We start from the raw sequence: 21,409 nt of genomic DNA on the forward strand, positions 1-21,409 counted from the left end.
ATGGCGGACTTCGCCAGCCGCGATCCGCTCAGCCCGGGCTTCTGGGATGAGCGCTTCGCGCAAGGTTTCACGCCCTGGGACCGGGGCGGCGTGCCGGAACAATTGCGCGTATTCATCGCGGCATCAGCGCCATTGGCGACCTTGATCCCGGGTTGCGGCACCGGCTATGAACTGGCCGCGTTTTGCGGCGCCGGCTGGGATGCCACGGCAATTGACTTTGCACCAGTGGCGGTGGCCAATGCACAAGCGGCGTTGGGACCGTGGGCAGCGCGCGTGGTCGAAGCGGATTTTTTCACCTACGCACCGAACGGGCCGCTCGACCTGATCTACGAACGGGCTTTTCTGTGCGCCATGCCGCGCTTGACGTGGCCGCAGGTCGCGGCGCGCTGGGCGGCCTTGCTGGCGCCGGGCGCGCTGCTGGCAGGCTATTTCTTCTTTGATGATGGGGGCAAGGGCCCGCCGTTCGGCATCGACCGCGTCACGCTCAATGGCTTGTTGACGCCGTATTTCGACTGTACCGAGGATGTGCCCGTGGCCGATTCGATTCCCGTGTTCCGGGGCCGGGAACGCTGGATGGTGTGGCGCCGACGCCAAGGTCCTTGCGTGCCGCATGTAGGCTGACTCCGACTTGACGGTGATCCGTGCGCTGATGCGTCTGACATCAAAGCGTCGGTACACTGGCCCTATGCAGTCAGCGGACTGCCCGCCACATTCAACCAATATCAGGAGATTTCCATGCGTAAATCCATCATCGCAGCAACTATTCTTGCAGCCGCGTCGAGCTTCGCGGTCGCCCAGACCACCAGCCCGACCACCAACGGCGGCGTAGTCAATGAAGGCGCTGCATCGACCAGCGGCACCATGGACGCTAGCAACGCGAAACCGGCCAAGCAGACGGGCAAGCACATGAAGTCCTCATCGAAAAAGTCGGACAAATCGACGATGTCGTCTGGCTCGTCGGGCGCCGCGGGCACCACCGGCACCACCGGCACCACCGGCACCACCGCGGCCGGCACCCCCGATCAGACCACGTCGGGCGCCACCCAGCCTGCTGGCGACCCCAGCATGAAGCGTTAATTACACAGGTTTCGTCTCCGGTCCGCCGGAGCCAGCCAGCGTCTGCTTGAACAGCAGGGGCTGGTTTTTTTATTGCCCGCAACGCATCCGCATGGCGCAGGAGAGACCGATACCTTTGACGCCATGACGAACTGCCGTAGACTCCGCCTCCAATATTGTCTTTGCAAGGATCCGTCGTGCCAGAATCATTTACGCAGCTGGAAAAAGACGCGGTCTACCGCGCCATCGCCCAGCGCCGCGATATCCGCCACTTTATCCCAGGCAAAATCGATGCTGACGTGTTGAACCGCCTGCTGCAGGCGGCGCACCAGGCACCCAGTGTCGGTTTCATGCAACCGTGGCGCTTCGTGCGCATCGTGAACCCTGACGTGCGCCAGGCGATCGTCGACCTGGTGGAAGTTGAGCGCGAACACACCGCAGCGGAACTGGGCGAGCGCGGCGCCGAATTCATGCGCCTGAAGGTGGAGGGACTGCGCGAATGCAGTGAAGTGTTCGTGGTGGCACTGATGGACGGGCGCGAAGCGCATATTTTCGGCCGCCGCACCTTGCCGGAAATGGATCTCGCCTCGGTGGCATGCGCGATCCAGAACATGTGGCTGGCATCGCGCGCCGAAGGCCTGGGCATGGGCTGGGTGTCGCTGTTCGATCCGGAGAAACTGGCAGCCTTGCTGGGGATGCCGGCGGGCGCGAAACCGGTAGCGGTGCTGTGCCTCGGCCACGTCGCTGCGTTTTATCCCAGGCCGATGCTGGAAATGGAAGGCTGGGAGCAGCGCGGCGACCTGGCGCGCATGGTCTTCACCGACGCCTGGCCTGCCGCGCTGTAATGCGTCAGCCTTCCGGGCCGCCGCCGCCCGGAGGGCCGCCGGGCCCGCCGCCCGGCGGCCCGCCTTCGCCACGGCCGCGAAAGCGCATGCCTTCGCCTTCCTGTGACGCCTTGCTGGTCGCGCCGCCAAACCGGTACGACAGCCCGACATAAAACACCCGGCCATCGAATTTGCGCGTGCTGGTTTCTTGCAGCGTGACGGAGTCGACCACGGTTTCCATCTTGTTGCTGTTGAACACGTCGGTGACATTGGCCACGAGTGTCAGCTCTGGCGTCAGGACGTGGCGCAGGCTGACATTCAGGGTCCGGTTCGGCGAGCGGTATCCCTGGCCCGACAGCTGCTTGCCCATCATCTGCAAGGCCAGTTGCACCTGCGTGGCCTGGTTAAACGCAATATTCAGGCGCGCGCGGCCACTCAGCGAATTGGCAGTGCGGGTGGTGAAGACGCCGTTCGTATCCTGCGATCGCTGGGTGCTGCGCGCCAGGTTGCCGCTGGTGTTGATCGTCAGCCATGGCGCCACCTTGCCGTTTACGGTGAACTCGAGGCCGCCCGCGTTGCTGCCCTGGCCATTCTGGCGCGTGGTCAGCAGCACATTGTCGGCGATGAAATAACGGTAGTCGACGATGGCGTCCTTGTCGCGCCGGTAGTAGCCGCGCAGGTTGGTTTCCAGGCCGGCCAGTTTGGTTTCGTAGCCCACTTCGACCGAATCGGTTTGCGTAGGTTTCAGTTTCGGATTGCCGGAGAAAACATTGAATTCGTCGCGGTAGATCACGTAGGGGTTCAGGTCATTCGCGTTCGGGCGGCGCAGGCGGTGCGCGTAACTGAAACGCAGGTTCGACTCGTCGCTGACTTTATAGGTGGCAAACGCGCTCGGCATGAAATTGACGTAGCTGTTTTTCGCTTCGACGTTGCCGGTGAGCTGGTGGATGTCGAGGTCGGTGTACTCGGTGCGCAGGCCGACCAGCGCGCCCCAGCGTTCGTTCAGTTTGATCTGGTACGAGCCGTACAGCGCCGCCACGTTTTCTTCCATGTCGTAAGCATTGCTGCGCTGCGCGTTGCGCGTCGGCGCCAGCGTTACCAGGTCGAGATCGTTGTAGACGGTGTCGACATCGCTCTTGTTGGTGGCAATCTTGTAGCCCAGCTTGGCGGTGCCGCCGCCCAGCGGCCGCTCGTAATCGCCCGTGAAATCGACGATGTGGTTGCTGTTGGCGCTGTGCTGCGCGGCGATGCTGTTGCCGCGGTTGCCGACACCAGCGCCAACCAGATAGGTGTTGGCGTAGTCGCTGTCGCTGGTGTTGTTGGTGGCCGAGACGCGCAGGTCGATTTTCAATGTTTCGCCGGGCAGCGCGCCCTTGTGGTCGTAGCGCGCGCCCCAGGCGTAGTTCTTGCTGTCGCCTTCGCGCCGGGTGCTGCGCGTGTAGTCGCCGATGGTGGTGCCGGCAGCGTCGTCGTTGGTGTAGCGGTCGAGCGAACGCTGGTCGTTGCCGCGGCCGTTGTAGTTCAGGCTGGCGGCCAGGGTGTCGGTCGCGTTCAGGTTGTAGTTGACGGTGCCGTTCGCGCCCACCGAATCGTTCAGGCCGGTGGCGCGCGATTGCTGGGTGCTGTGCAGCATGGCGCCGCTCACCGGGTCGAGCGTTTCTCGGTCCAGCTCGCCCGTGGAATTGCGGCCGTCGTGGCGCACGTTCAGGCCGCCCTGGAAGCCCCAGGCGCCCTGGTTGTAGTTGCCCGACGCGGCGCTGTTGTAGCGCCCGGCGGTGCCTGCGTTGGCGTTGACAGTGGCAAAGCCGCCCGCTTTGCGGTTGCGCCGCATGACCAGGTTCAGGATCGGGCCGCCGCCGGCTTCATTGCCGAACTGGGCGCCCGGGTTGTTGATCACTTCCACCGATTCGATGTCGTCGGCAGCCATGGCGTTGAGCGACGCGCCGCGATTGTCCCCTTGCATCATGGCCGACGGCTTGCCGTCGACCAGGATCTGCACATTGCTGCTGCCGCGCAGGGTGACCGTGCCGTCCGGATCAACATTGACCGACGGGACATTGTTCAGCGCGTCCGACGCGGTGCCATTGGTGCTGGAGATATCGGACTTGACGTCGTAGACCTGGCGGTCGATGCGGTTGGTGGGGCGCTCGGCCACCACGTTGACGGCGGGAACAGGGCGGTCGGCCGTCACAGTGACGGCCGGAATTGCCGGCGCGGTTTTCACGGGGGCGCTTGTATCAGTCGTACTGCTTGCAGCTTGTGCGAAAGCATCGTTCTGCAGCAAAACCGTTCCGGTCAGGCAGCAGGTCAAAAGAATTTTTTGCATGGCGTTTCAAGGTGGGCTGGTCGGGGCCAGCCGTGGGTCGGAAGATTCCGCACAATTGTAGCTTGATGGAAAATGTGAAACGTTTTCATTTTCAAAGATTTACACCGCAAACAAGCCGGGCTGTTGTTTTGCAACGGTCGCGTATGATTAATAATATAATCGTCATACGATCAAACCAGACTCAGCAATGTTCTATTCTTTGACCCGCCTGTTCAATGACCAGGCCGACCAGCACCTGCGCGCCAGGCTGCGCACGCTGTACGCTCTCCTGCTTGCGGCCAACCTGGGCGCGTGGGCCTGGGCGTTCGCCGTTTTTCGCGACCATCCGGCCTTGCTCGCCTCCAGCCTGCTGGCCTGGACCCTGGGCCTGCGCCATGCCATCGACGCCGATCACATCGCCGCCATCGACACCGTCACCCGCAAGCTGGTGCAAGAGGGCAAGCAGCCGATTGCCACCGGCTTCTTTTTTGCGCTGGGCCATTCCACAGTCGTGACGCTGATCGCGCTGGCCGTCGGTGTGGCAGCGGCCGCACTGTCGGCGCATTTCGGGGCAATGCAGAATGTTGGGAGCGTGGTCGGCACGGTCGTTTCGGCGTCTTACCTGCTCCTGCTGGCGCTGTTCAACCTGGCCATCCTGGTGCCGGCGGTGCGCAATTTCCGGGCAGTCCAGCGGGGTGGCGCCTTGCACGCCACCGACCTCGACCTGCTCGGCGGCGGACTGGTGTCCCGGCTGTGCCGCCCCCTGTTCCGCCTGGCCTCGCGCAGCTGGCACATGTATCCTGCCGGCTTTCTGTTCGGGCTCGGCTTCGACACTGCCAGCGAAGTGGCCCTGTTCGCCCTGGCGGCGCTGCAACTGGCGCAAGGCGCGCCGTTGTGGTCGGTGATGGTGTTTCCGGCCCTGTTCGCGGCGGGCATGGCGCTGGTCGACACGCTCGACGGCAACCTGATGATGACGGCATCGGGCTGGGCCCAGCGCCGGCCCATTCGCAAGCTGTTCTACAACCTGACCATTACGCTGGTGTCGGTGCTGGTCGCGTCCGGTGTCGCCGCCGTCGAAATCCTGGGCCTGGTGCGCGAGCGCATGGCCCTGACCGGCTGGTTCTGGGTACAGGTCGGCGCGCTCAACGACCACTTTGGTACCCTCGGCTATGTGATCGTCGCGCTGTTCACGGGGACCTGGCTGGTGGCGCTGGCGGTCTATCGCGTCAAGCGCTACGACCGCATTGAGGTCGTCGTTACACCGGGCGGAGCAACGGCGCGCACGACATGATTATCCTTGCCAGCCCATGGGTTCATCCCTAGAATACGAGCCTTGCAACACGTTTCAGGTCCTGCCGGCGCAATCCGGTGGGTTAATTGGGAAGCCGGTCAGTTTGTTTGTCGAACGATTCCGGCACTGCCCCCGCAACGGTATGTGAAGAACAGGACCGCAATACGCCACTGTGCATCAGCATGGGAAGGCGCGGTCCGGGAACGCCGAATCTGGCGCGCCGCTCACGAGTCCGGAGACCAGCCTGAAATTGTATAAAACGTTTGATCCGCGGTGGGCGGTCAGGTGGTTTGCTGCGGTTTCGTTGCGTCTGCACCCATCTGTTGTTCCGTCCTCCGTCGATCGATCCTTGCCGGCCGCCTGTGCGCTGCCGGCGGAAGTCAACGGAAAGACACCATGTCACACGCTCCCATCGTCATCGACCACGCCGCTGCGCCAACCCGCGTTGCCACCGCATCCACTCTGAAAGCTGCCTTGCTCACCAGCGCGCTGGCGCTGGTCCTGTTGTACGGCATGGGCTTCGCACCGATGACAGCGCTGCACAATGCCGCGCACGACAGCCGCCACTCGGCGGGCTTTCCTTGTCACTGACGGCGGGCGTGGCCGGGCGCAATGCGCGCAGCCCGTTCAACCGGATTGTCAGCACGGCGGTGGCGGCAGGTTTGCTCGCTGGCCTGGCGCTGACAGTGGTGCAAAGGATGCAGGTGACGCCGCTCATCGCACAGGCCGAAACGTATGAAGATGCCAGGCCGGTCGCTGCTGTCCATTCGCACGAACCTGCGCACCAACACGAGCACGCAGCCTGGAAGCCTGAAAACGGCGTCGAGCGCACCTTGTTCACGGTGCTGGCCAATACCACCATGGGCGTCGGGTACGGCTTGCTGCTGTGCGCCGCCATGCTGGTGCGCGGCGGCCGCCCGACGTGGCGCCAAGGCTTGATCTGGAGCGCCGCCTGCTACGTGGTGTTTTTTGCGGCACCAATGCTCGGCCTGCCGCCCGAACTGCCGGGCACCGCGGCCGCGCCGGTGGCAGAACGCCAGTTGTGGTGGTCGCTGACCGCCTTGTCCACGGCCGGCGGCATTGCGCTGCTTGCCTTTGGCCGCAAGGGCATGTACGCGCTGGCCGGCCTGATCCTGCTGGCCGCGCCGCACCTGGCCGGCGCGCCGCAACCGCTGGTGCACGCCAGTGTCGCGCCGCCTGAACTGGCGCACGCCTTTGTCGTTGCCAGCGCACTGGCCAATGCCGCCTTCTGGCTGGTGCTCGGTAGCGCCGTCGCCTTCTTCTTCAAGAAATTCGAGTAGCGTCATGCGTACCCACAACCGCCACGTCTTTATGTGCGTGGGCCCGCGCTGTACCGAAGACGGTACGCGCGCCCAGGCCATGTTTGAATACATGGGCACAAAAATCGATGCCCAGCCCGAGCTGCGCGTAAAACGCACACGCACCCACTGCATGGTCGCGTGCCGCACCGAGGGGCCGCTGATGGTAGTCTACCCGGAAGGCACCTGGTACCAGCGCCTCGACGAAGCGGCCATCGACCGCATCATCGACGTGCACCTGGTGGGCGGCGCAGAAGTGAAGGACCTGGTCTTCCACCGCCTCGGTACGGGTGACACGGAGCCGCAGGATGGCTGACGCAGCACAGCTGGTTTTAATGAGCCACGCATCGAACGACTTGACGGTACTGCATCACGCGCTGGCGCAATTGCCACCCGCTCTGCGTGCAGTCGAAGGCGTCAATTTGCAGGCGGTGACGGACATGGATGCGGTGCTGGCAGGGCCACTGGCCAGCGCGCGCATCGTGATCCTGCGCGTGCTGGGCCGCCTTGGCAGCGTGCCCGGCGTGACCGACCTGGTGGCGCACGCGCGCCGCACCGGTGCGCACCTGATCGCCATCAGCGGCACCGGCGAAGCCGACCCGGAGCTGGCCGCCATATCGACCGTCACGCCAGCGGTACTGAGCCAGTGTATCGAGTACTTCCAGGCGGGCGGCAGCACCAACCTGGCGCAGCTGCTGCGCTATCTGTCCGATCATTTGTTGATGACCGGCTTCGGCTACGCGCCGGCGCAGCGCTTGCCCGAGCACGGCATCTACCACCCCGATCTGGCGCCAGACGCCGGCGTGGCCGACTGGCTGGCGCTGGTTGATCCGGCCAGGCCGAGCGCCGGCATCGTGTTCTACCGCGCCCACTGGATGAGCGGGAACACGCGCTTCATCGACGCCTTGTTGGATGCGCTGGAGCAGCGCGGCATGAATGTACTGCCGGTGTTTACGGCCTCCCTGCGCAGCGGCGACGGCGAATTGCCATCGGCCTTGCGCTATTTCCGCGACGCTGGCGTTGATGTGCTGATCAACACGACGTCGTTCGCGATGGGCGAAATCACGCCCGGCGGCGCCACGCCGGCCGGCTGGTCGGTCAGCGTGCTGGAAACCCTGAACGTGCCGGTGCTGCAGGCGATCACCAGCGGCATGACGCTGGCGCAGTGGACGCAGTCGGCGCGCGGCCTCAATCCGCTCGACGCGGCCATGAACGTGGTGCTGCCGGAGTTCGACGGCCGCATCATCACGGTCCCGGTGTCGTTCAAGGCGCGCGCGGCGGGCATGCCGAGCGAAGTGATCGAATACGAACCGGTGCATGAGCGGGTGGCGCGCGTGGCCGGCATCGCGGCGCGCTTCGCACGCTTGCGCTTTGTGCCGAATGCGCAGAAGCGGGTCGCCTTCATGTTCACCAATTCGAGCAGCAAGGCCGCGCAGATCGGCAATGCGGTGGGCCTGGATGCTCCGGCCTCGCTGATGCGCATCCTCGACGCCATGCGCCTGGCCGGCTATGACGTCGGCACGCTGCCGGAGAGTGGCACCGCGCTGATCCACCAGCTGGTGGCGCGCTGTTCCTACGACGAGATCTACCTCACCGGCGAACAGTTGGCCAATGCCGCCGGCCGTGTGCCGGCCGCGCAGTACGCCAGCTGGTTCGCCGAACTGCCGCAGGACATGCAGGCGCGCATGGTCGCGCAGTGGGGCGCAGCGCCAGGCGTGGCCTACCTGCACGACGATCACCTGGCGCTGGCCGGCCTCGAACTGGGCAACACCTTCATTGCCCTGCAGCCGCCGCGCGGCTACGGCATGGATCCGGACGCGATCTACCACCAGCCCGACCTGCCACCGACGCACCATTACTATGCCCTGTACCGCTGGCTGCGCGACGTATGGGGCGCAGACGCCATCGTCCACGTCGGCAAGCACGGCACCATGGAGTGGCTGCCGGGGAAGGGCGTCGGCCTGTCCGAACACTGCTTCCCGGATGCCCTGCTGGGCGACCTGCCGCTGTTCTACCCGTTTATTATTAACGATCCGGGCGAAGGCTCGCAGGCCAAGCGGCGCGCGCACGCGGTCGTGGTCGACCACCTGACGCCGCCGATGACCACCGCCGATACCTACGGCGCGCTGGCCCAGCTGACCCAGCTGGTGGACGAGTACTACCAGGTCGAAGTGCTCGATCCATCGAAACTGCCGCTGTTGCAGCAGCAGATCTGGGAACTGGTCAAGCAGACCAACCTCAATGCGGATTTGCAGGCGCGACTGCTGCACCACGACCATGACCATGATCATGGCCACGACCATCATCACCACGATCACGATCACGATCACGACCACGACCATGAGGACGGCTTGCCGTCCGCGTTGGCGGAGTTGAAGGGCTCGGACGTGGCGCATCTGATCGAAGACCTGGACGGCTACCTGTGCGAACTCGGTTCGGCGCAAATTCGCGACGGCCTGCACATCCTCGGGCGCGGTCCGGATGCGCAGCAGCTGCCCGACATGCTGGTGTCGCTCACGCGCTTGCCCAACCTCGACATTCCTGGTCTGCAGGACGCGGTTGCTGCCCTGTTTGGCCTGGAGATGACGATGCTGCTCGAGCACAAGGGGCGCCGCATCAACGTCACACCCGCGTTGGCGCGGGTCGCGCACAAGGCGATCGTCACGCGCGCCGATGCGCTCGAAGGGATCGATTCCCTGTGCCTGGCCCTGTACGTCCAGCTGCGCGAGCATGCCTATGCGGACGGCGCGATCGACGCCGTGCTTGATCGCGTCTTCGGCCAGCTCGATGTGGCGGCGCCGTTGCTGCAGCCGGCGCAGCGCAGCACGTCGCCGCTGTTGAAACAGATGGGCAAGGCGCGTGTGACGGCGCCACGCGCTGTGCCGGCTGCGCCGAAAGCGCCGCCGGGTTTTGACGCATTGCGCCGCATCCTGCGCTTTGCCTGCACGGAGCTGGTGCCCAAACTGGCGCGCGCCACCGACGAAATCGACAACCTGCTGCACGGCCTGAACGGTGGCTATGTACCGGCCGGCCCGAGCGGCTCACCCAGCCGCGGCATGGCGCACATCCTGCCGACCGGCCGCAATTTTTATTCGGTTGACCCGCGCAGCGTGCCGTCCCAATCGGCCTGGCGCGTCGGCCTGCAGCTTGCCCACGAAGTGCTGAACCGCCACCACCTTGAAACTGGCGCGTATCCGGAGAGTGTCGCCATCAGCATCTGGGGCACCAGCGCCATGCGGACCCACGGCGACGACGTGGCGCAAATCCTGGCGCTGCTGGGCGTGCGCCCGGTCTGGCGCCTGGAAAGCCGGCAGGTGAGCGGCATCGAAGTGATCCCGCTGGCCGAACTGAAACGCCCGCGCATTGATGTCACCACCCGCATCAGCGGTTTTTTTCGCGACGCGTTCCCGCAGCTGATCGACCTGATCGACGAAGCGGTGAACACCGTCATCGCGCTCGACGAGGGGCCGGAAGACAACTACGTGCGCAAGCACTACCTGAAGGAGCTGGAGGACTGGCTGGGGCAGGGCGTGCAGCCGGACGAGGCGAAACAACGCGCCGCGTACCGCGTGTTCGGCGCCAAGCCGGGCAGCTACGGCGCCGGCATCCTGCCGCTGATCCAGCATAAAAACTGGGAAACTGACGCCGACTTTGCCGAAGCGTATGTCAACTGGGGCGGTTACGCCTATGCGCGCGGCGCGCAGGGAAGCGACCAGCGCGACGCCTTCCGGATGCGCCTGTCGACCATCGAAGTGGCGCTGCACAACCAGGACAATCGCGAACACGATATTTTTGACTCGGACGATTACCTGCAATTTCACGGCGGGATGATCGCAACCATCCGCGCCCTCTCAGGCCAGCAGCCGCGTCATTATTTTGGCGACAGCCACGACCCGGCGCGCGCGCAGGTACGCGATTTAAAAGAAGAGAGCCTGCGCGTGTTCCGCTCGCGCGTGGTCAATCCCAAGTGGCTGGCCAGCATCCAGCGCCACGGCTACAAGGGCGGGCTGGAACTGACGGCCACCGTCGACTATCTGTTCGGCTACGACGCCACTGCCCAGGTGATGGATGACTGGATGTACGAAGACGTGGCGCAAGCGTACGGTTTCGACGAGCAGATGCAGCAGTTTTTGCAGGAAGCCAATCCTTGGGCGCAGAACGCGATTGCCGAGCGCTTGCTGGAAGCGGCCGCGCGTGGCATGTGGGCCGAACCGAAACCTGAAACGCTGGCCCAGCTGCGCGCCTTGTACCTGCACAGCGAAACCCTGTTGGAAGCACGCGGCGAAACGGCACGCAATGGATAACGCATTGACTATACCTTTGACCTTTCCTTTTTCCGCCATCGTCGGCCAGCAGCAGTTGCAAACGGCGCTGCTGTTATGCGCAGTCGACCCGGGCATGGGCGGCGTCCTGATTCGCGGCGACAAGGGCACGGCCAAAAGCACTGCGGCGCGCGCGCTGGCAGCCATCCTGCCACCGATCATCCGCGTGGCTGGCTGCGCGTTCAATTGCACGGGTCCGAATGCACACTGCAGCGTATGTACTGGTGAATCTGGTGTCCCGTCGCCGGTCCCATTTATTACGCTGCCGCTCGGCGCCACGGAAGACCGCGTGCTGGGCAGCCTCGATATCGCCAGCGCGCTGCAGGGCGGCAAGCGGGTCTTTCAGCCAGGCTTGCTGGCCGCAAGCCACCGCGGCATTTTATATATCGATGAAGTCAACCTGCTGGCCGACCACCTGGTCGACGTGCTGCTCGACGTCGCGGCAATGGGCGTGAACTCGGTGCAGCGCGAAGGCCTGTCCATCACGCATCCGGCGCGCATCACGCTGGTCGGCACGATGAACCTGGAAGAAGGCGACCTGCGCCCGCAATTGCTGGACCGTTTCGCGCTGATGGTCGAAGTAACCGCGCCGCGCGACAAGGCGGTACGCTCGGAAGTGGTGCGGCGCCGCATCGCCTACGAAGCCGATCCGGCCGCATTTACGCAGCGCTGGGCGCCGCAGCAGGATGCCCTGCGTGCGCAACTGGCGCGCGCGCAGGCACTGCTGGCGCAGGTGGAACTGGACGACGCCATGTTGGATCTGATCAGCCACCTGTGCTGCGAATTCGAGGTCGCCAGCCTGCGCGCCGACATCGTCATGCACAAGGCGGCGCGTGCGATTGCTGCGCTCGATGGCCGGCTGCGCGTGACGCCCGACGACGTGCGCACGGCCGCGACCCTGGTGCTGCCGCACCGGCGCCGCCGCAAACCGTTTGAACAGCCGGGCCTGGACCAGGATAAGCTCGATGAATTGATGCGCGACGCGGCACCACCGCCGCCGCCGCAGGGTGAGGCGCAACCTGACGACGAGCCGGAAGGTAGCGAGCCGGAAGAGCAGCTGTTTGGTACCGGCGCCGCGGCGCCTGCAGCGACCCTGACCGTCGCCTCCAGCAGTGCCTCTGGCATGACCGGCCGGCGCAGCAGCGCTGCCAACGCCGCGCGCGGCCATGTCGTAAGGGCCGTGCCGAACGCGCAGCCGACCAGCCTGGCGATCCAGGCGACCCTGCGCAGCGCCGCCCTGAGGGAACCCGGCCAGCTGAACGTCTCCCGCGACGACCTGCACCAGCAAGTACGGTCCGGCAAAAGCGCCAACCTGATTTTTTTTGTCGTCGATGCCTCCGGCTCGATGGCGGCGCAGCGGCGCATGGAGGCCGTGAAGGGCAGCGTGCTGGCCTTGCTGACGGACGCCTACCAGCGCCGCGACGAAGTGGCCGTGATCGCCTTCCGCGGTCCCAAGGCGCAATTGCAGCTGGCGCCCACGCGCAGCGTCGAGCGTGCCGAGCAGGGTTTGCGCGAGCTGCCCACGGGCGGGCGCACGCCGCTGTCGCATGCCTTGCAGTTGACGCTGGAGACCCTTGCCACGCGTGCCAAGGATGCGCTGCCGCCGCTGCTGGTCCTGCTCACCGACGGCAAGGCCAACGTCGCGCTGGCCGAGGGCGGCGATCCCTGGCGCGAAACGCTGGAACTGGCTGCCAGGCTGGCTGAACGCGCCGTGCCAACGCTGGTCATCGACACCGAAACCGGTTACCTGAAACTGGGCCGCGCCAAGCTGTTGGCGCAAGCCCTTGGCGCGCAATGCCTGACCCTGGAGCAGCTCACCAGTGAAAATCTGGTGTTGACCATCCGCGCGCAACTCTCGAAAGCATCCACATGATTATCTGTATCGGCGCCGGTCCCGGCGATGTCGCCTACCTCACCCAGCGCGGGGCCCAGCTTATCCGCGAAGCCGACGTCGTCGCCGGCTTCGAAGCGGTGCTCGAGGTCGTGCGCAGCCTGATTCCAGCCGCGGCGCAAACCATCACCATGACTTACCGCGACCAGGTCGCGAAACTCGATGAAGTGGCCATCGAACACCACGCCGGCAAGCGCTGCGTGGTGGTATTCATGGGCGACATCCACTTCAGCGGTTTTCAATACCTGGAGCGGGTGGAGCGTGCGGTCGGCCATCCGGTCGAGTCTCTCCCTGGCATTTCGTCGGCGCAGATTCTCGCTTCGCGCGCAAAGGTGTGTTTCGACGAGACGACCTTCATCACCTTCCACCGGCGCGGCGACCTGACGCCCTTCAAGCGTCACCTGGTGCACGTGCTGGAAGACCAGAGGAATGCCATCGTCATCCCGTGCCCGTGGGATGCGGCCCGTTCGTTTATGCCGTGGCATATCGCGTCCTACCTGATGGAGAACGGCGTGTCGCCATTGCACCCGGTCGAGGTATGGGAAAACCTGACGCGGCATGAGGCCGAATGGCATGGCACGCTGGCCGAATGCGCAGAGCACCGCTGCTCGGACATGAGCATCATGCTGATCCGCACAATGGCGCCGATGGCCAGCCAGATCGAGCCGGCGCCATGAGCGGGATTGTTGTCGCCGGTCACGGCAGCCGCGATCCGGACGCGGTGCGCGAATTTGAAGCACTGGTGGAACTGGTGCGCGCACGCGCGACCGGCCAGGTGGTCACGCACGGCTACCTGGAATTTTCAAGCCCGACTATCGACGAAGCCGTGCGCGCCAACCTGGCCGCCGGCAGCACGGAGATCGCGGTGGTGCCGGGCGTGCTGCTGGCCGCACGCCATGCAAAGAACGACATGCCGGCCGAAGTGCTGGCGCTGGCGCGCGATTTCCCGTCCAACGATTTTCATTTCGGGGCGCCCCTCGGCCTGCACCCGAAACTGCTGCAACTGGCGCAGGAACGCATCGTCGCCGCCGAAGGCACATCGACGCAGACCGTGCGCCGGGCCGACACTTGCCTGGTCCTGGTTGGACGCGGCACGACTGATCCCGACGCCAACGGCGACGTGGCCAAGATGGCGCGCATGCTCGAAGAAGGCATGGGTTTTGGCGCCGCCCACGTGTGCTACTCCGGCACGGCCGCGCCGCTGGTGGGCGATGGCCTGCGTGCAGCCGCGCGCATGGGTTATGCGCGACTTGTCGTGCTGCCTTTCTTCCTGTTCGACGGCGTGCTGGTCAAGCGCATCTACGCCGCGGCCGACGACGTGGCCGAGCGTGAACCCGGCATCGAAATTTTAAAGGCCGGTTACTTCGGCGTGCACCCTTTGCTGGCCGACGTCATGATCGAACGGGCCGCCGAAGCCGTGGCCGGGCGCGCCGCGATGAACTGCTCGCTGTGCAAATACCGCGTCCAGATCGTCGGCTTCGAGCAGCAGGTGGGCGAGCCGCAGCGCGCCCATCACGTCGCGGTGCGCGGCTTGTTAGCCAAAGAGGCCGTGCCGGAGGCGCGCATGGCGGCATATGTGCCGCACCCGATCGAAAAAGAGAGCTTTGAGATTATCGCCGCCGGGCGCGACTGGTCGCCGTTTCCCGCTGCCCAGCTGACCATCCTGCAGCGCCTGGTGCACACCAGCGGCGATTTCGCCGCGCCGGACGATATCTTCTTTTCGCCGGGCGCGGTGGAAGCAGGCATGCGCGCGCTGCTGCGCTGCAAGCGCGTGGTGACCGATGTGACCATGGTGCAGACCGGCCTGAAACGCGCGCTGCTCGAGCAGCTGGGGATCGACACCTGGTGCGGCGTGCATGACCGCGAAACGCATTTGATGGCCGAGGCGCTTGGCATCACGCGCTCGGCCGCCGGCATCCGGCGCGGCTTCGAGAAATTCGGCAACGACGTCGTGGTGGCTATCGGCGACGCGCCGACGGCGATTGCCGAAGCGGTGCGCCTGATCCGCGAGCACGGCTGGCGCCCGCAACTGGTGATCGGCCTGCCGGTCGGCTTTGTCGGCACGCGCGAAACCAAGGAACTGCTGCGTCGCTGCCTGCAGGTGCCACGCATTACCAACAGCGGCACCCGCGGCGGCTCGCCGTGGGCCGCCAGCGTGGTCAACGGCATGATGATTGACGCCGTCAACCTGCTGGCCAGTAGTAATGAAAACCTTGACGGCAGCTGAACTTCAACCGTTTGACTTGGGCGTGCTGGCCGGGAATGGCCTGCGGCGCGGGCGTACCACGGGCAGCTGTGCCACCGCGGCCGTGAAAGCGGCGCTCCACCTGTTGTTGTTCGGGGAGCGCAAGTCGCACGTGGCAGTAACGTTACCGGGGCGGGTTTATTACCTTGTGGTGCCGGTGCAAAGCGTTGCGATGCATGACGACGGCAGGGTGCGTGCCGAGGTCTTGAAAGATGGCGGCGACGATCCGGACAGCACGCACGGCGCCACCATCTTTGCCGAGGTGGCGCGCAACCAGGCCGGCGAGATACGGTTCTTCGCCGGCCCTGGCGTCGGCACCGCCACCTTGCCAGGCTTGCGGGTGGCAGTGGGCGAGCCGGCGATCAACCCGGTGCCGCGCCTGATGATGCGCCAGGCGGTGGCCGAGGTGGCGCAAGGGGAGGCCGCTTTCGATCTGACCATCGGCTGCGAGAACGGCGAGGCCATCGCCAGGAAGACCTTCAACCCCAGGCTGGGCATTGTCGGCGGCATCTCGATCCTCGGCACGTCCGGCATCGTCGAGCCGATGTCGCTGGCAACCTGGATCGCGTCGGTGGAAGTGTATGTGCGGGTGGCGCTGGCGGAAGGGGCTTCAAGCGTGGCTTACCTACCCGGCAAAATCGGGCGCGAGTTTGCGCGCGATGTGTTGGCGCTGCCCGAAAAACGGACGGTGCAGATCGCCAATTTTCTGGGCGATGCGCTGGCGTTTACTGAGACGGCATTGGTGGAAGAGGGCCGGCAGCTGGACGTGTTGTGGCTGGCCGGTCACCCCGGCAAGCTGGCCAAGGTGCTGGACGGGTATTGGGATACCCATTCGAGCAAGAGTGCAATGGCGATGGCGGGCGTGGCCCGCGTCGCGCAAGAACAAGGCTTCGCCGCCGATCTGGTGGTGGCGATGGCGCAGGCAAACACAGTGGAAGCGGCAATGGAAACAATCAAGCATGAGGCAGGCGCGCGCGACCTGTGGATCGAAATCGAGCGGCGCATCAGCGCGCTGGTGCAGGCGCGCGTGCCGTCGGTGCGGCGTGTGGAGGTGCGGCTGTTCGATTTGAGCGGCAACCTGCTGGGAGAAGGTGCGTGAGCGCCCTGGGCATGTTCTGGGGCGTGGGCGTCGGCCCGGGTCCGGCCGGCTATTTGCCGCTGGCGGCGCTCGACGCACTGCAACAGGCCGACCTGATTTACGCGCCGCGTGCGCGTGGCGTCAATGCGTCGGTCGCGCTTCAGTGCCTCGCGGGCGTGCCGATCGATGCATCGAAACTGCGCGACATCGAATTCAATATGGACCCGGACCGCTCGGTGCTCACCGAGCATTATTCGCAACTGGCCGACGGCATCGCCGCGCAGCTTCTGGCCGGGCGCAACGTCGCCTATCTGACCATCGGTGACACGCTGACCTATTCGACCTATGGCTACGTGCTGGCCGCACTGCAGGCGCGCGTGCCGGGCCTGCGCCAGCGCACCTTCCCCGGCATCACCAGTTACGCCGCCGCGGCCGCCGCTTTATCGTGGCCGCTGGGCGAAGGCAAGGAGCGCGTGCTGATCCTGCCGTGTCCCGAGACGGCAGCCGAGCTGCGTATCGAAATTGTCACCCACGACATCGTGGTGCTGATGAAGATCGGCGAGCGCTTGCCGTGGGTACTGGAACTGCTGCGCGAGATGGATATTGCGCGCCACTGCGCATTTGCACGCCGCATCGGCCTGGCTGGCGAGATGCTGGCGAACGGCTTGCACGATCTGGATGCGCAGGACGCGATGGGCTACCTGGCCACGATGCTGATACGACGAACACCAAGAGAGGAACGAACATGAAGGTGTACTTTATTGGCGCCGGCCCAGGTGCGGCTGACCTGATCACGCTGCGCGGCGCGCGCCTGCTGGGCGAAGTCGACATGGTGCTGTACGCCGGCTCGCTGGTGCCGGTGGAGATGCTGCAGCACTGCAAACCGGGGGCCGAGTTGATCGACACCGCCAAGCTGGACCTGGAACAGCAGCAAGCCTGCTACCTGCGCGCGCAGGCGGCCGGCAGCGACGTGGTGCGCCTGCATTCGGGTGACCCTGCCATCTACGGCGCGACTGCCGAGCAGATGCGCCGTCTCGACCTGCTCGGCATCGCGTATGACATCGTGCCCGGCGTGTCGTCGTTCACGGCGGCGGCCGCCGTGGTCCAGACCGAGCTGACCAAGCCGGAAGTGTCGCAGTCGGTGATATTGACGCGGGTGTCGGGACGGGCGTCGGCGGTGCCGGAACTGGAATCGATCGCGCGCCTGGCCGAGCACCGCGCCACGATGTGCATCTTTTTGTCCGGCCCGCACCTGAAGAAAATCGTCACCGATCTGCTGCTGCATTATCCGCCCGAGACCCCGGTGGCGCTGGTCTACCGCGCCACCTGGCCTGAGCAGAAGTCGTATCAGGGCACGCTGGCGACGATACTCAAGGACACCAAGCGCGGTGCCTGGAATCTCACCACGATGATGCTGGTGGGCGCGGCGCTGGGCAAGGAGCAGGCGGCCGAATCGAGCCTGTACTCGAAGGATTTCACGCACCTGTTCCGGGTCGTCAAAAAGCCGAAAAAAGTTGCGGCATGACCCTGGGCATCTGGCTGGTGCGCCCGGAAGCCGAAGCGCTGGCCGCCTGCCTGGCCGCGCGCCTGCAGGGCGTGGTACATCGGCCCGTGGGGGAACAGAAGGCGCAGTTTGCGCAGGCATACCGTCGTCACACCCAATGGATTTTCATTGGCGCGTCCGGCATCGCCGTGCGCTTTCTGGACGGCCTGGCGCAGGACAAGCACAGCGACCCGGCCGTCGTGGTGCTCGATGAAGCGGGCCGGTTTGCGGTGTCGATGCTGGCCGGCCACGAAGGCGGCGCGAATGCGCTGGCCTATCGCGTTGCAGCTAGCGTGGGCGCGGTGCCGGTGGTGAGCACCGCCAGTGAAGCATTGAAACCGCTGGTGGTGGGGATCGGCTGCCGCAAGGATGTGTCGCCAGAACGCATCGAAGCAGCGGTGCGGCTGGCACTGGGAGAACACGGCATCGACCAGGTGCGCGAAGTGGCGACCGTCGATCTGAAAGCGAACGAGCCGGGATTGCTGGCGTTTTGCGCGGCCTTCGATTTGCCGCTGCGCGTGTTCGCGCGCGCCACGCTGGCTGCGCGCCCGTGGGTCAGCAAGCCCTCCGACTGGGTGCGCCAGAACGTGGGCCTGGACGGCGTCTGCGAGCCGTGCGCCCTGGTCGCCAGCCCGCGCGGGCGTTTGCTGGTACCAAAAACAAGCCTGGACGGCGTCGCCGTCGCAGTAGTTCAAGATCAATGGATGGAAATATGAGTGGTGTTTTACATTTGGTATCGGTCGGCCCCGGCTTCGACGATTTGATCGCGCCGCGCGCGGTGGCGGCCCTGCAAGCGAGCGACGTGATCGTCGCCTACGAGTTGTACCTGCGCTGGATCGGCCCGCACGTGGAAGGCAAGGAGATCCACACGCCGCCGCTGACGCAGGAACGCGAACGCGCTTTGCTGGCCATCGAAAAAGCGCGCGGCGGCGCGACCGTCGCCCTCATTTCCAGCGGCGACATCGGCATCTATGCGATGGCGGCGCTGGCCTTCGAAGAGATGGGCGAAGACGATACCTATACGGTGAACGTCATCCCCGGCATCACGTCGGCGAATGCCTGCGCGTCGCTGCTGGGCTCCCCGCTGTCGCATGATTTCGCCACGCTCAGCCTGTCCGATTTGCTGTGCCCGTGGGACTGGATCGAGCTGCGCGCGCGCCACATCGCGCAGGCCGACCTGGCCTGCGTCATGTACAACGTACAGAGCGCGGGGCGCCAGCAGGGCGTCTACCGCGTGCTGCAGCTGATGCTCGAATCGAAGGCGCCGCATACGCTGTGCGGCGTGGTCAAAAACGCATATCGTCCAGGCCAGGAGGTCAGCATTCACCGGCTCGACGAACTGCCGCTACTAAAATTCGACATGCTGACGACCATCGTCGTCGGCAACCGTTTTACCAAGCGCAAACGGGGCTTCATCTACACGCCGCGCGGCTACAACGACTGGTCCGACGGCGAAACCGCCGCGCCCCGTGACGTGTTGCCGCAGGGTGCGGCCTGGGTGTTTTCCGGCACCAGCGACGGCAATGCACTCGCTAACGCACTGGCCGAAAGTTTTCCTGTGGTCGTCTCGGCCGCGACCGAACACGGCGGCGCACTGGCCGCCAATCCGAAGCTGACCGTGTGGGCTGGCCGCCAGGGAGTGGAGGCGCGGCGCCAGGCGCTGGTCGCCAGCGGCGCGCGCGTGCTGGTCGATGCCACTCACCCGTATGCGACGGTGATGAGCGAGCAGTTGGTCGGCCTCGCCCGCGAACTGAGCATCCCGTATTTGCGTTACGAACGCGCCAGCGACTATGCGCCGGCCGACGGCGTCTGGCGCGCCACGCCCGAACTGGCGGCGCAGACGGCCATTGCCAGCGGCCAGCGCATCTTCCTCGCCACCGGCTCGAAGGATCTTGCCACTTACCTGCAGGCGCCGGGCGCGCAGGACAAACAATGGTTCCTGCGCCTGACGGCCGACCCGGAATTGATCGAACGCGCGCTGGCGCTGGGGGTGCCGCGCGAACGCATCTGCGCCATGCAGGGGCCGTTTTCCAGCGCCTTCAACGAAGCACTGTGGCGCGACTGGCAGATCGACTGCGTGGTGACCAAGGATTCGGGCGCGGCGGGCGGCTACGGCGCCAAGGTGGCGGCCGCGCGCGCACTCGGCATCGCGCTGGTGGTGCAGGGGCGTCCAGCGCTGGTCTATCCGCGCATGGCCGGCAGCCTTGACGCAGTCTTTGCGCAGCTGCGCGAACTTGGCATCGCATGAACGGACGCATTCCCGTCACCATCGTCACCGGCTTTCTCGGTTCAGGCAAAACCACGCTGCTGCGCAGCCTGGTGGCGCGGCGCCTGGAGAGAAGGCTGGCGATCCTGATCAACGAATTCGGCGAAATTTCGATCGACAGCGCGCTGGTGCAGGACGCGGATGACGACCAGGTCCGCATCCACGATTTCACGCACGGCCTGATCGCATATGGCGACGACAACCAGTTCGTCCCGGCCATGCAGGCGATCGCCGCGCGCCGCGCCCAGGTCGACCACGTGCTGATCGAGACGTCCGGCCTGGCGCTGCCGACTGCCGTCATGGAGCGCCTGCAGGGGCCGGAGCTGGGCGACCATTTCATCCTCGACGCGACCCTGGCCGTGGTCGACACGCCCTTGCTGCTGGCCAGCCAGTTCGACACCGGCGATGCAGTGGCCGCCATGTTCGCGCGTCAGCTGGAAGCGGCCGACGTGGTGGTGCTGAACAAGATCGACGCGCTGGACGATGACGCGCTGCTGCTGGCGGAGGCGCGCGTGCGCGAGGGCGCGCCGAACGTGCGCTTCATCGAACTGGCGTATAAGGCGCAGCTCGACGTGCGCCTGGCGCTGGGCCTGCGCCTGCATCAACCGACGCGTACCGAACACCAGCACGCATACGCGCCGCTGGCCGCCGTCCCGGGGCCGCAAGCGAGCGTGCTGGGTGGCCAGCGCCGTCTCGACGGCCATGTCCACTCCGGCATGGCCGCGCACAGCCATGGCCTGGCGACGCATAAACACTTTCATGAACAGGACCCGGGCTGGTTGTCGTTTGTGTTGCGCAGCGAGGCGCCGCAGGCGCTGGCCGTGCTGAAGGATGCGTTGCAGCAGACGGCGTTGGCGGAGCCGGTCCTGCGCTGCAAAGGGTTTGTGCAGTGTGTCGACAGCGGGACCATGCTGGTGCAGGGGGTGCGGGCGCGGATCGACGTTAAGCCGGATGCATCGAAGCCGGCGCGTTCGGAACTGGTTTTCATCGGTTACCACCTGAGCCGCACGAAAGTCGCCGCCGTGATGTCCCGTGTGACCGGCACGCGCTGGAGCTAGCGACAGGCGAAAAAAAGCCCGCGTGGCGGGCTTCATAATCGCTGCTTCTTGTATGGACGGGTGGCGCCGGGCGCCTTCCAGACTTCTGTTTCTTCCTCGTGAAGAGGTCCTCATTGAAACATCTGGTTTAAGTTTCGGCAACACTTTGTCCGCCATGCGGCGCGAAAAACAACAAATGGATGCGCTGCGCGGGCAGCGCTTGCGGAGGGGG

General features: G+C 65.4%; 18 protein-coding genes and 1 riboswitch. Of the genes, 17 read left to right on the forward strand and 1 reads right to left on the reverse strand.

The window, feature by feature from the left end; all coding sequences use genetic code 11:
• The 3 genes from V6M87_RS22095 (at window position 1) to bluB (ending at window position 1,901) form a co-directional block, all read left to right on the forward strand.
• Window positions 1–621 (forward strand): methyltransferase domain-containing protein, encoded by a 621-nt coding sequence (locus V6M87_RS22095; RefSeq protein ID WP_332878829.1) that lies wholly within the window; start codon window positions 1–3, stop codon window positions 619–621.
• Window positions 622–735: 114 nt separating this feature from the next.
• Window positions 736–1,077 carry a hypothetical protein gene (locus V6M87_RS22100; protein ID WP_332878830.1) on the forward strand — a complete coding sequence of 114 codons (342 nt, stop codon included), beginning with the start codon at window positions 736–738 and terminating at the stop codon, window positions 1,075–1,077.
• Between the two features lie 176 nt (window positions 1,078–1,253).
• Window positions 1,254–1,901, forward strand: coding sequence for a 5,6-dimethylbenzimidazole synthase (bluB, locus tag V6M87_RS22105; RefSeq protein ID WP_332878831.1), 648 nt, complete (start codon window positions 1,254–1,256; stop codon window positions 1,899–1,901).
• 4 nt (window positions 1,902–1,905) lie between these two features.
• On the opposite strand, the gene V6M87_RS22110 is transcribed toward bluB, so the two are convergent.
• Complete coding sequence (locus tag V6M87_RS22110; protein WP_332878832.1) at window positions 1,906–4,104, reverse strand: outer membrane beta-barrel family protein; 2,199 nt, start codon at window positions 4,102–4,104, stop codon at window positions 1,906–1,908.
• 289 nt (window positions 4,105–4,393) lie between these two features.
• Between V6M87_RS22110 and V6M87_RS22115 the strand changes: the two genes are divergently transcribed.
• From V6M87_RS22115 to V6M87_RS22180, 14 genes are all read left to right on the forward strand, one after another.
• A complete protein-coding gene (locus tag V6M87_RS22115; RefSeq protein ID WP_332878833.1) occupies window positions 4,394–5,476 on the forward strand; it encodes a HoxN/HupN/NixA family nickel/cobalt transporter in 1,083 nt (360 codons plus the stop codon).
• 39 nt (window positions 5,477–5,515) lie between these two features.
• Window positions 5,516–5,737, forward strand: a riboswitch (cobalamin riboswitch).
• Window positions 5,738–5,872: 135 nt separating this feature from the next.
• On the forward strand, window positions 5,873–6,067 hold the full coding sequence (locus V6M87_RS22120) for a CbtB domain-containing protein (protein WP_332878834.1): 195 nt from the start codon (window positions 5,873–5,875) through the stop codon (window positions 6,065–6,067).
• The gene (locus tag V6M87_RS22125; protein WP_332878835.1) at window positions 6,058–6,777 is read left to right on the forward strand and encodes a CbtA family protein; all 720 of its coding nucleotides are present in this window, start codon (window positions 6,058–6,060) and stop codon (window positions 6,775–6,777) included. The genes V6M87_RS22120 and V6M87_RS22125 overlap by 10 nt, the downstream gene beginning before the upstream one ends.
• Window positions 6,778–6,781: 4 nt before the next feature.
• Window positions 6,782–7,111, forward strand: a complete 330-nt coding sequence (locus tag V6M87_RS22130) for a (2Fe-2S) ferredoxin domain-containing protein (protein WP_332878836.1) — start codon at window positions 6,782–6,784, stop codon at window positions 7,109–7,111.
• Window positions 7,104–11,099, forward strand: a complete 3,996-nt coding sequence (locus tag V6M87_RS22135) for a cobaltochelatase subunit CobN (RefSeq protein ID WP_332878837.1) — start codon at window positions 7,104–7,106, stop codon at window positions 11,097–11,099. The genes V6M87_RS22130 and V6M87_RS22135 overlap by 8 nt, the downstream gene beginning before the upstream one ends.
• Entirely contained in the window at window positions 11,092–12,990 is a 1,899-nt protein-coding gene (locus tag V6M87_RS22140; RefSeq protein WP_332878838.1) for a magnesium chelatase subunit D family protein, read from the forward strand. The genes V6M87_RS22135 and V6M87_RS22140 overlap by 8 nt, the downstream gene beginning before the upstream one ends.
• A complete protein-coding gene (locus V6M87_RS22145; protein ID WP_332878839.1) occupies window positions 12,987–13,685 on the forward strand; it encodes a cobalt-precorrin-7 (C(5))-methyltransferase in 699 nt (232 codons plus the stop codon). The genes V6M87_RS22140 and V6M87_RS22145 overlap by 4 nt, the downstream gene beginning before the upstream one ends.
• Window positions 13,682–15,235: a precorrin-8X methylmutase gene (locus tag V6M87_RS22150; RefSeq protein WP_332878840.1), complete on the forward strand. Its 1,554-nt coding sequence runs from the start codon at window positions 13,682–13,684 to the stop codon at window positions 15,233–15,235. Before V6M87_RS22145 ends, V6M87_RS22150 begins: the two co-directional genes overlap by 4 nt.
• Entirely contained in the window at window positions 15,213–16,352 is a 1,140-nt protein-coding gene (gene cbiD / locus V6M87_RS22155; RefSeq protein ID WP_332878841.1) for a cobalt-precorrin-5B (C(1))-methyltransferase CbiD, read from the forward strand. The genes V6M87_RS22150 and cbiD overlap by 23 nt, the downstream gene beginning before the upstream one ends.
• Window positions 16,349–17,080 carry a precorrin-2 C(20)-methyltransferase gene (cobI, locus tag V6M87_RS22160; protein WP_332878842.1) on the forward strand — a complete coding sequence of 244 codons (732 nt, stop codon included), beginning with the start codon at window positions 16,349–16,351 and terminating at the stop codon, window positions 17,078–17,080. Before cbiD ends, cobI begins: the two co-directional genes overlap by 4 nt.
• Complete coding sequence (gene cobM, locus V6M87_RS22165) at window positions 17,077–17,856, forward strand: precorrin-4 C(11)-methyltransferase (protein WP_332878843.1); 780 nt, start codon at window positions 17,077–17,079, stop codon at window positions 17,854–17,856. Before cobI ends, cobM begins: the two co-directional genes overlap by 4 nt.
• Window positions 17,853–18,590 carry a cobalamin biosynthesis protein gene (locus V6M87_RS22170; RefSeq protein WP_332878844.1) on the forward strand — a complete coding sequence of 246 codons (738 nt, stop codon included), beginning with the start codon at window positions 17,853–17,855 and terminating at the stop codon, window positions 18,588–18,590. Before cobM ends, V6M87_RS22170 begins: the two co-directional genes overlap by 4 nt.
• Complete coding sequence (cobJ, locus tag V6M87_RS22175; protein ID WP_332878845.1) at window positions 18,587–20,122, forward strand: precorrin-3B C(17)-methyltransferase; 1,536 nt, start codon at window positions 18,587–18,589, stop codon at window positions 20,120–20,122. Before V6M87_RS22170 ends, cobJ begins: the two co-directional genes overlap by 4 nt.
• Complete coding sequence (locus V6M87_RS22180; RefSeq protein ID WP_332878846.1) at window positions 20,119–21,198, forward strand: CobW family GTP-binding protein; 1,080 nt, start codon at window positions 20,119–20,121, stop codon at window positions 21,196–21,198. The genes cobJ and V6M87_RS22180 overlap by 4 nt, the downstream gene beginning before the upstream one ends.
• The last annotated feature ends 211 nt before the right edge of the window (window positions 21,199–21,409 follow it).

Source organism: Massilia sp. S19_KUP03_FR1 (genome assembly GCF_036688685.1).
Classification (GTDB): Bacteria; Pseudomonadota; Gammaproteobacteria; order Burkholderiales; family Burkholderiaceae_D; genus JALYUM01.

Bases quoted from the DNA above. Each gene is read 5' to 3' on its own strand.
- V6M87_RS22095 (WP_332878829.1), top strand. From the start codon at position 1: ATGGCGGACTTCGCCAGCCGCGATCCGCTCAGCCCGGGCTTCTGGGAT.
- V6M87_RS22100 (WP_332878830.1), top strand. From the start codon at position 736: ATGCGTAAATCCATCATCGCAGCAACTATTCTTGCAGCCGCGTCGAGC.
- V6M87_RS22115 (WP_332878833.1), top strand. From the start codon at position 4,394: ATGTTCTATTCTTTGACCCGCCTGTTCAATGACCAGGCCGACCAGCAC.
- V6M87_RS22120 (WP_332878834.1), top strand. From the start codon at position 5,873: ATGTCACACGCTCCCATCGTCATCGACCACGCCGCTGCGCCAACCCGC.
- V6M87_RS22130 (WP_332878836.1), top strand. From the start codon at position 6,782: ATGCGTACCCACAACCGCCACGTCTTTATGTGCGTGGGCCCGCGCTGT.
- V6M87_RS22135 (WP_332878837.1), top strand. From the start codon at position 7,104: ATGGCTGACGCAGCACAGCTGGTTTTAATGAGCCACGCATCGAACGAC.
- V6M87_RS22140 (WP_332878838.1), top strand. From the start codon at position 11,092: ATGGATAACGCATTGACTATACCTTTGACCTTTCCTTTTTCCGCCATC.
- V6M87_RS22145 (WP_332878839.1), top strand. From the start codon at position 12,987: ATGATTATCTGTATCGGCGCCGGTCCCGGCGATGTCGCCTACCTCACC.
- V6M87_RS22150 (WP_332878840.1), top strand. From the start codon at position 13,682: ATGAGCGGGATTGTTGTCGCCGGTCACGGCAGCCGCGATCCGGACGCG.
- cbiD (WP_332878841.1), top strand. From the start codon at position 15,213: ATGAAAACCTTGACGGCAGCTGAACTTCAACCGTTTGACTTGGGCGTG.
- cobM (WP_332878843.1), top strand. From the start codon at position 17,077: ATGAAGGTGTACTTTATTGGCGCCGGCCCAGGTGCGGCTGACCTGATC.
- V6M87_RS22170 (WP_332878844.1), top strand. From the start codon at position 17,853: ATGACCCTGGGCATCTGGCTGGTGCGCCCGGAAGCCGAAGCGCTGGCC.
- cobJ (WP_332878845.1), top strand. From the start codon at position 18,587: ATGAGTGGTGTTTTACATTTGGTATCGGTCGGCCCCGGCTTCGACGAT.
- V6M87_RS22180 (WP_332878846.1), top strand. From the start codon at position 20,119: ATGAACGGACGCATTCCCGTCACCATCGTCACCGGCTTTCTCGGTTCA.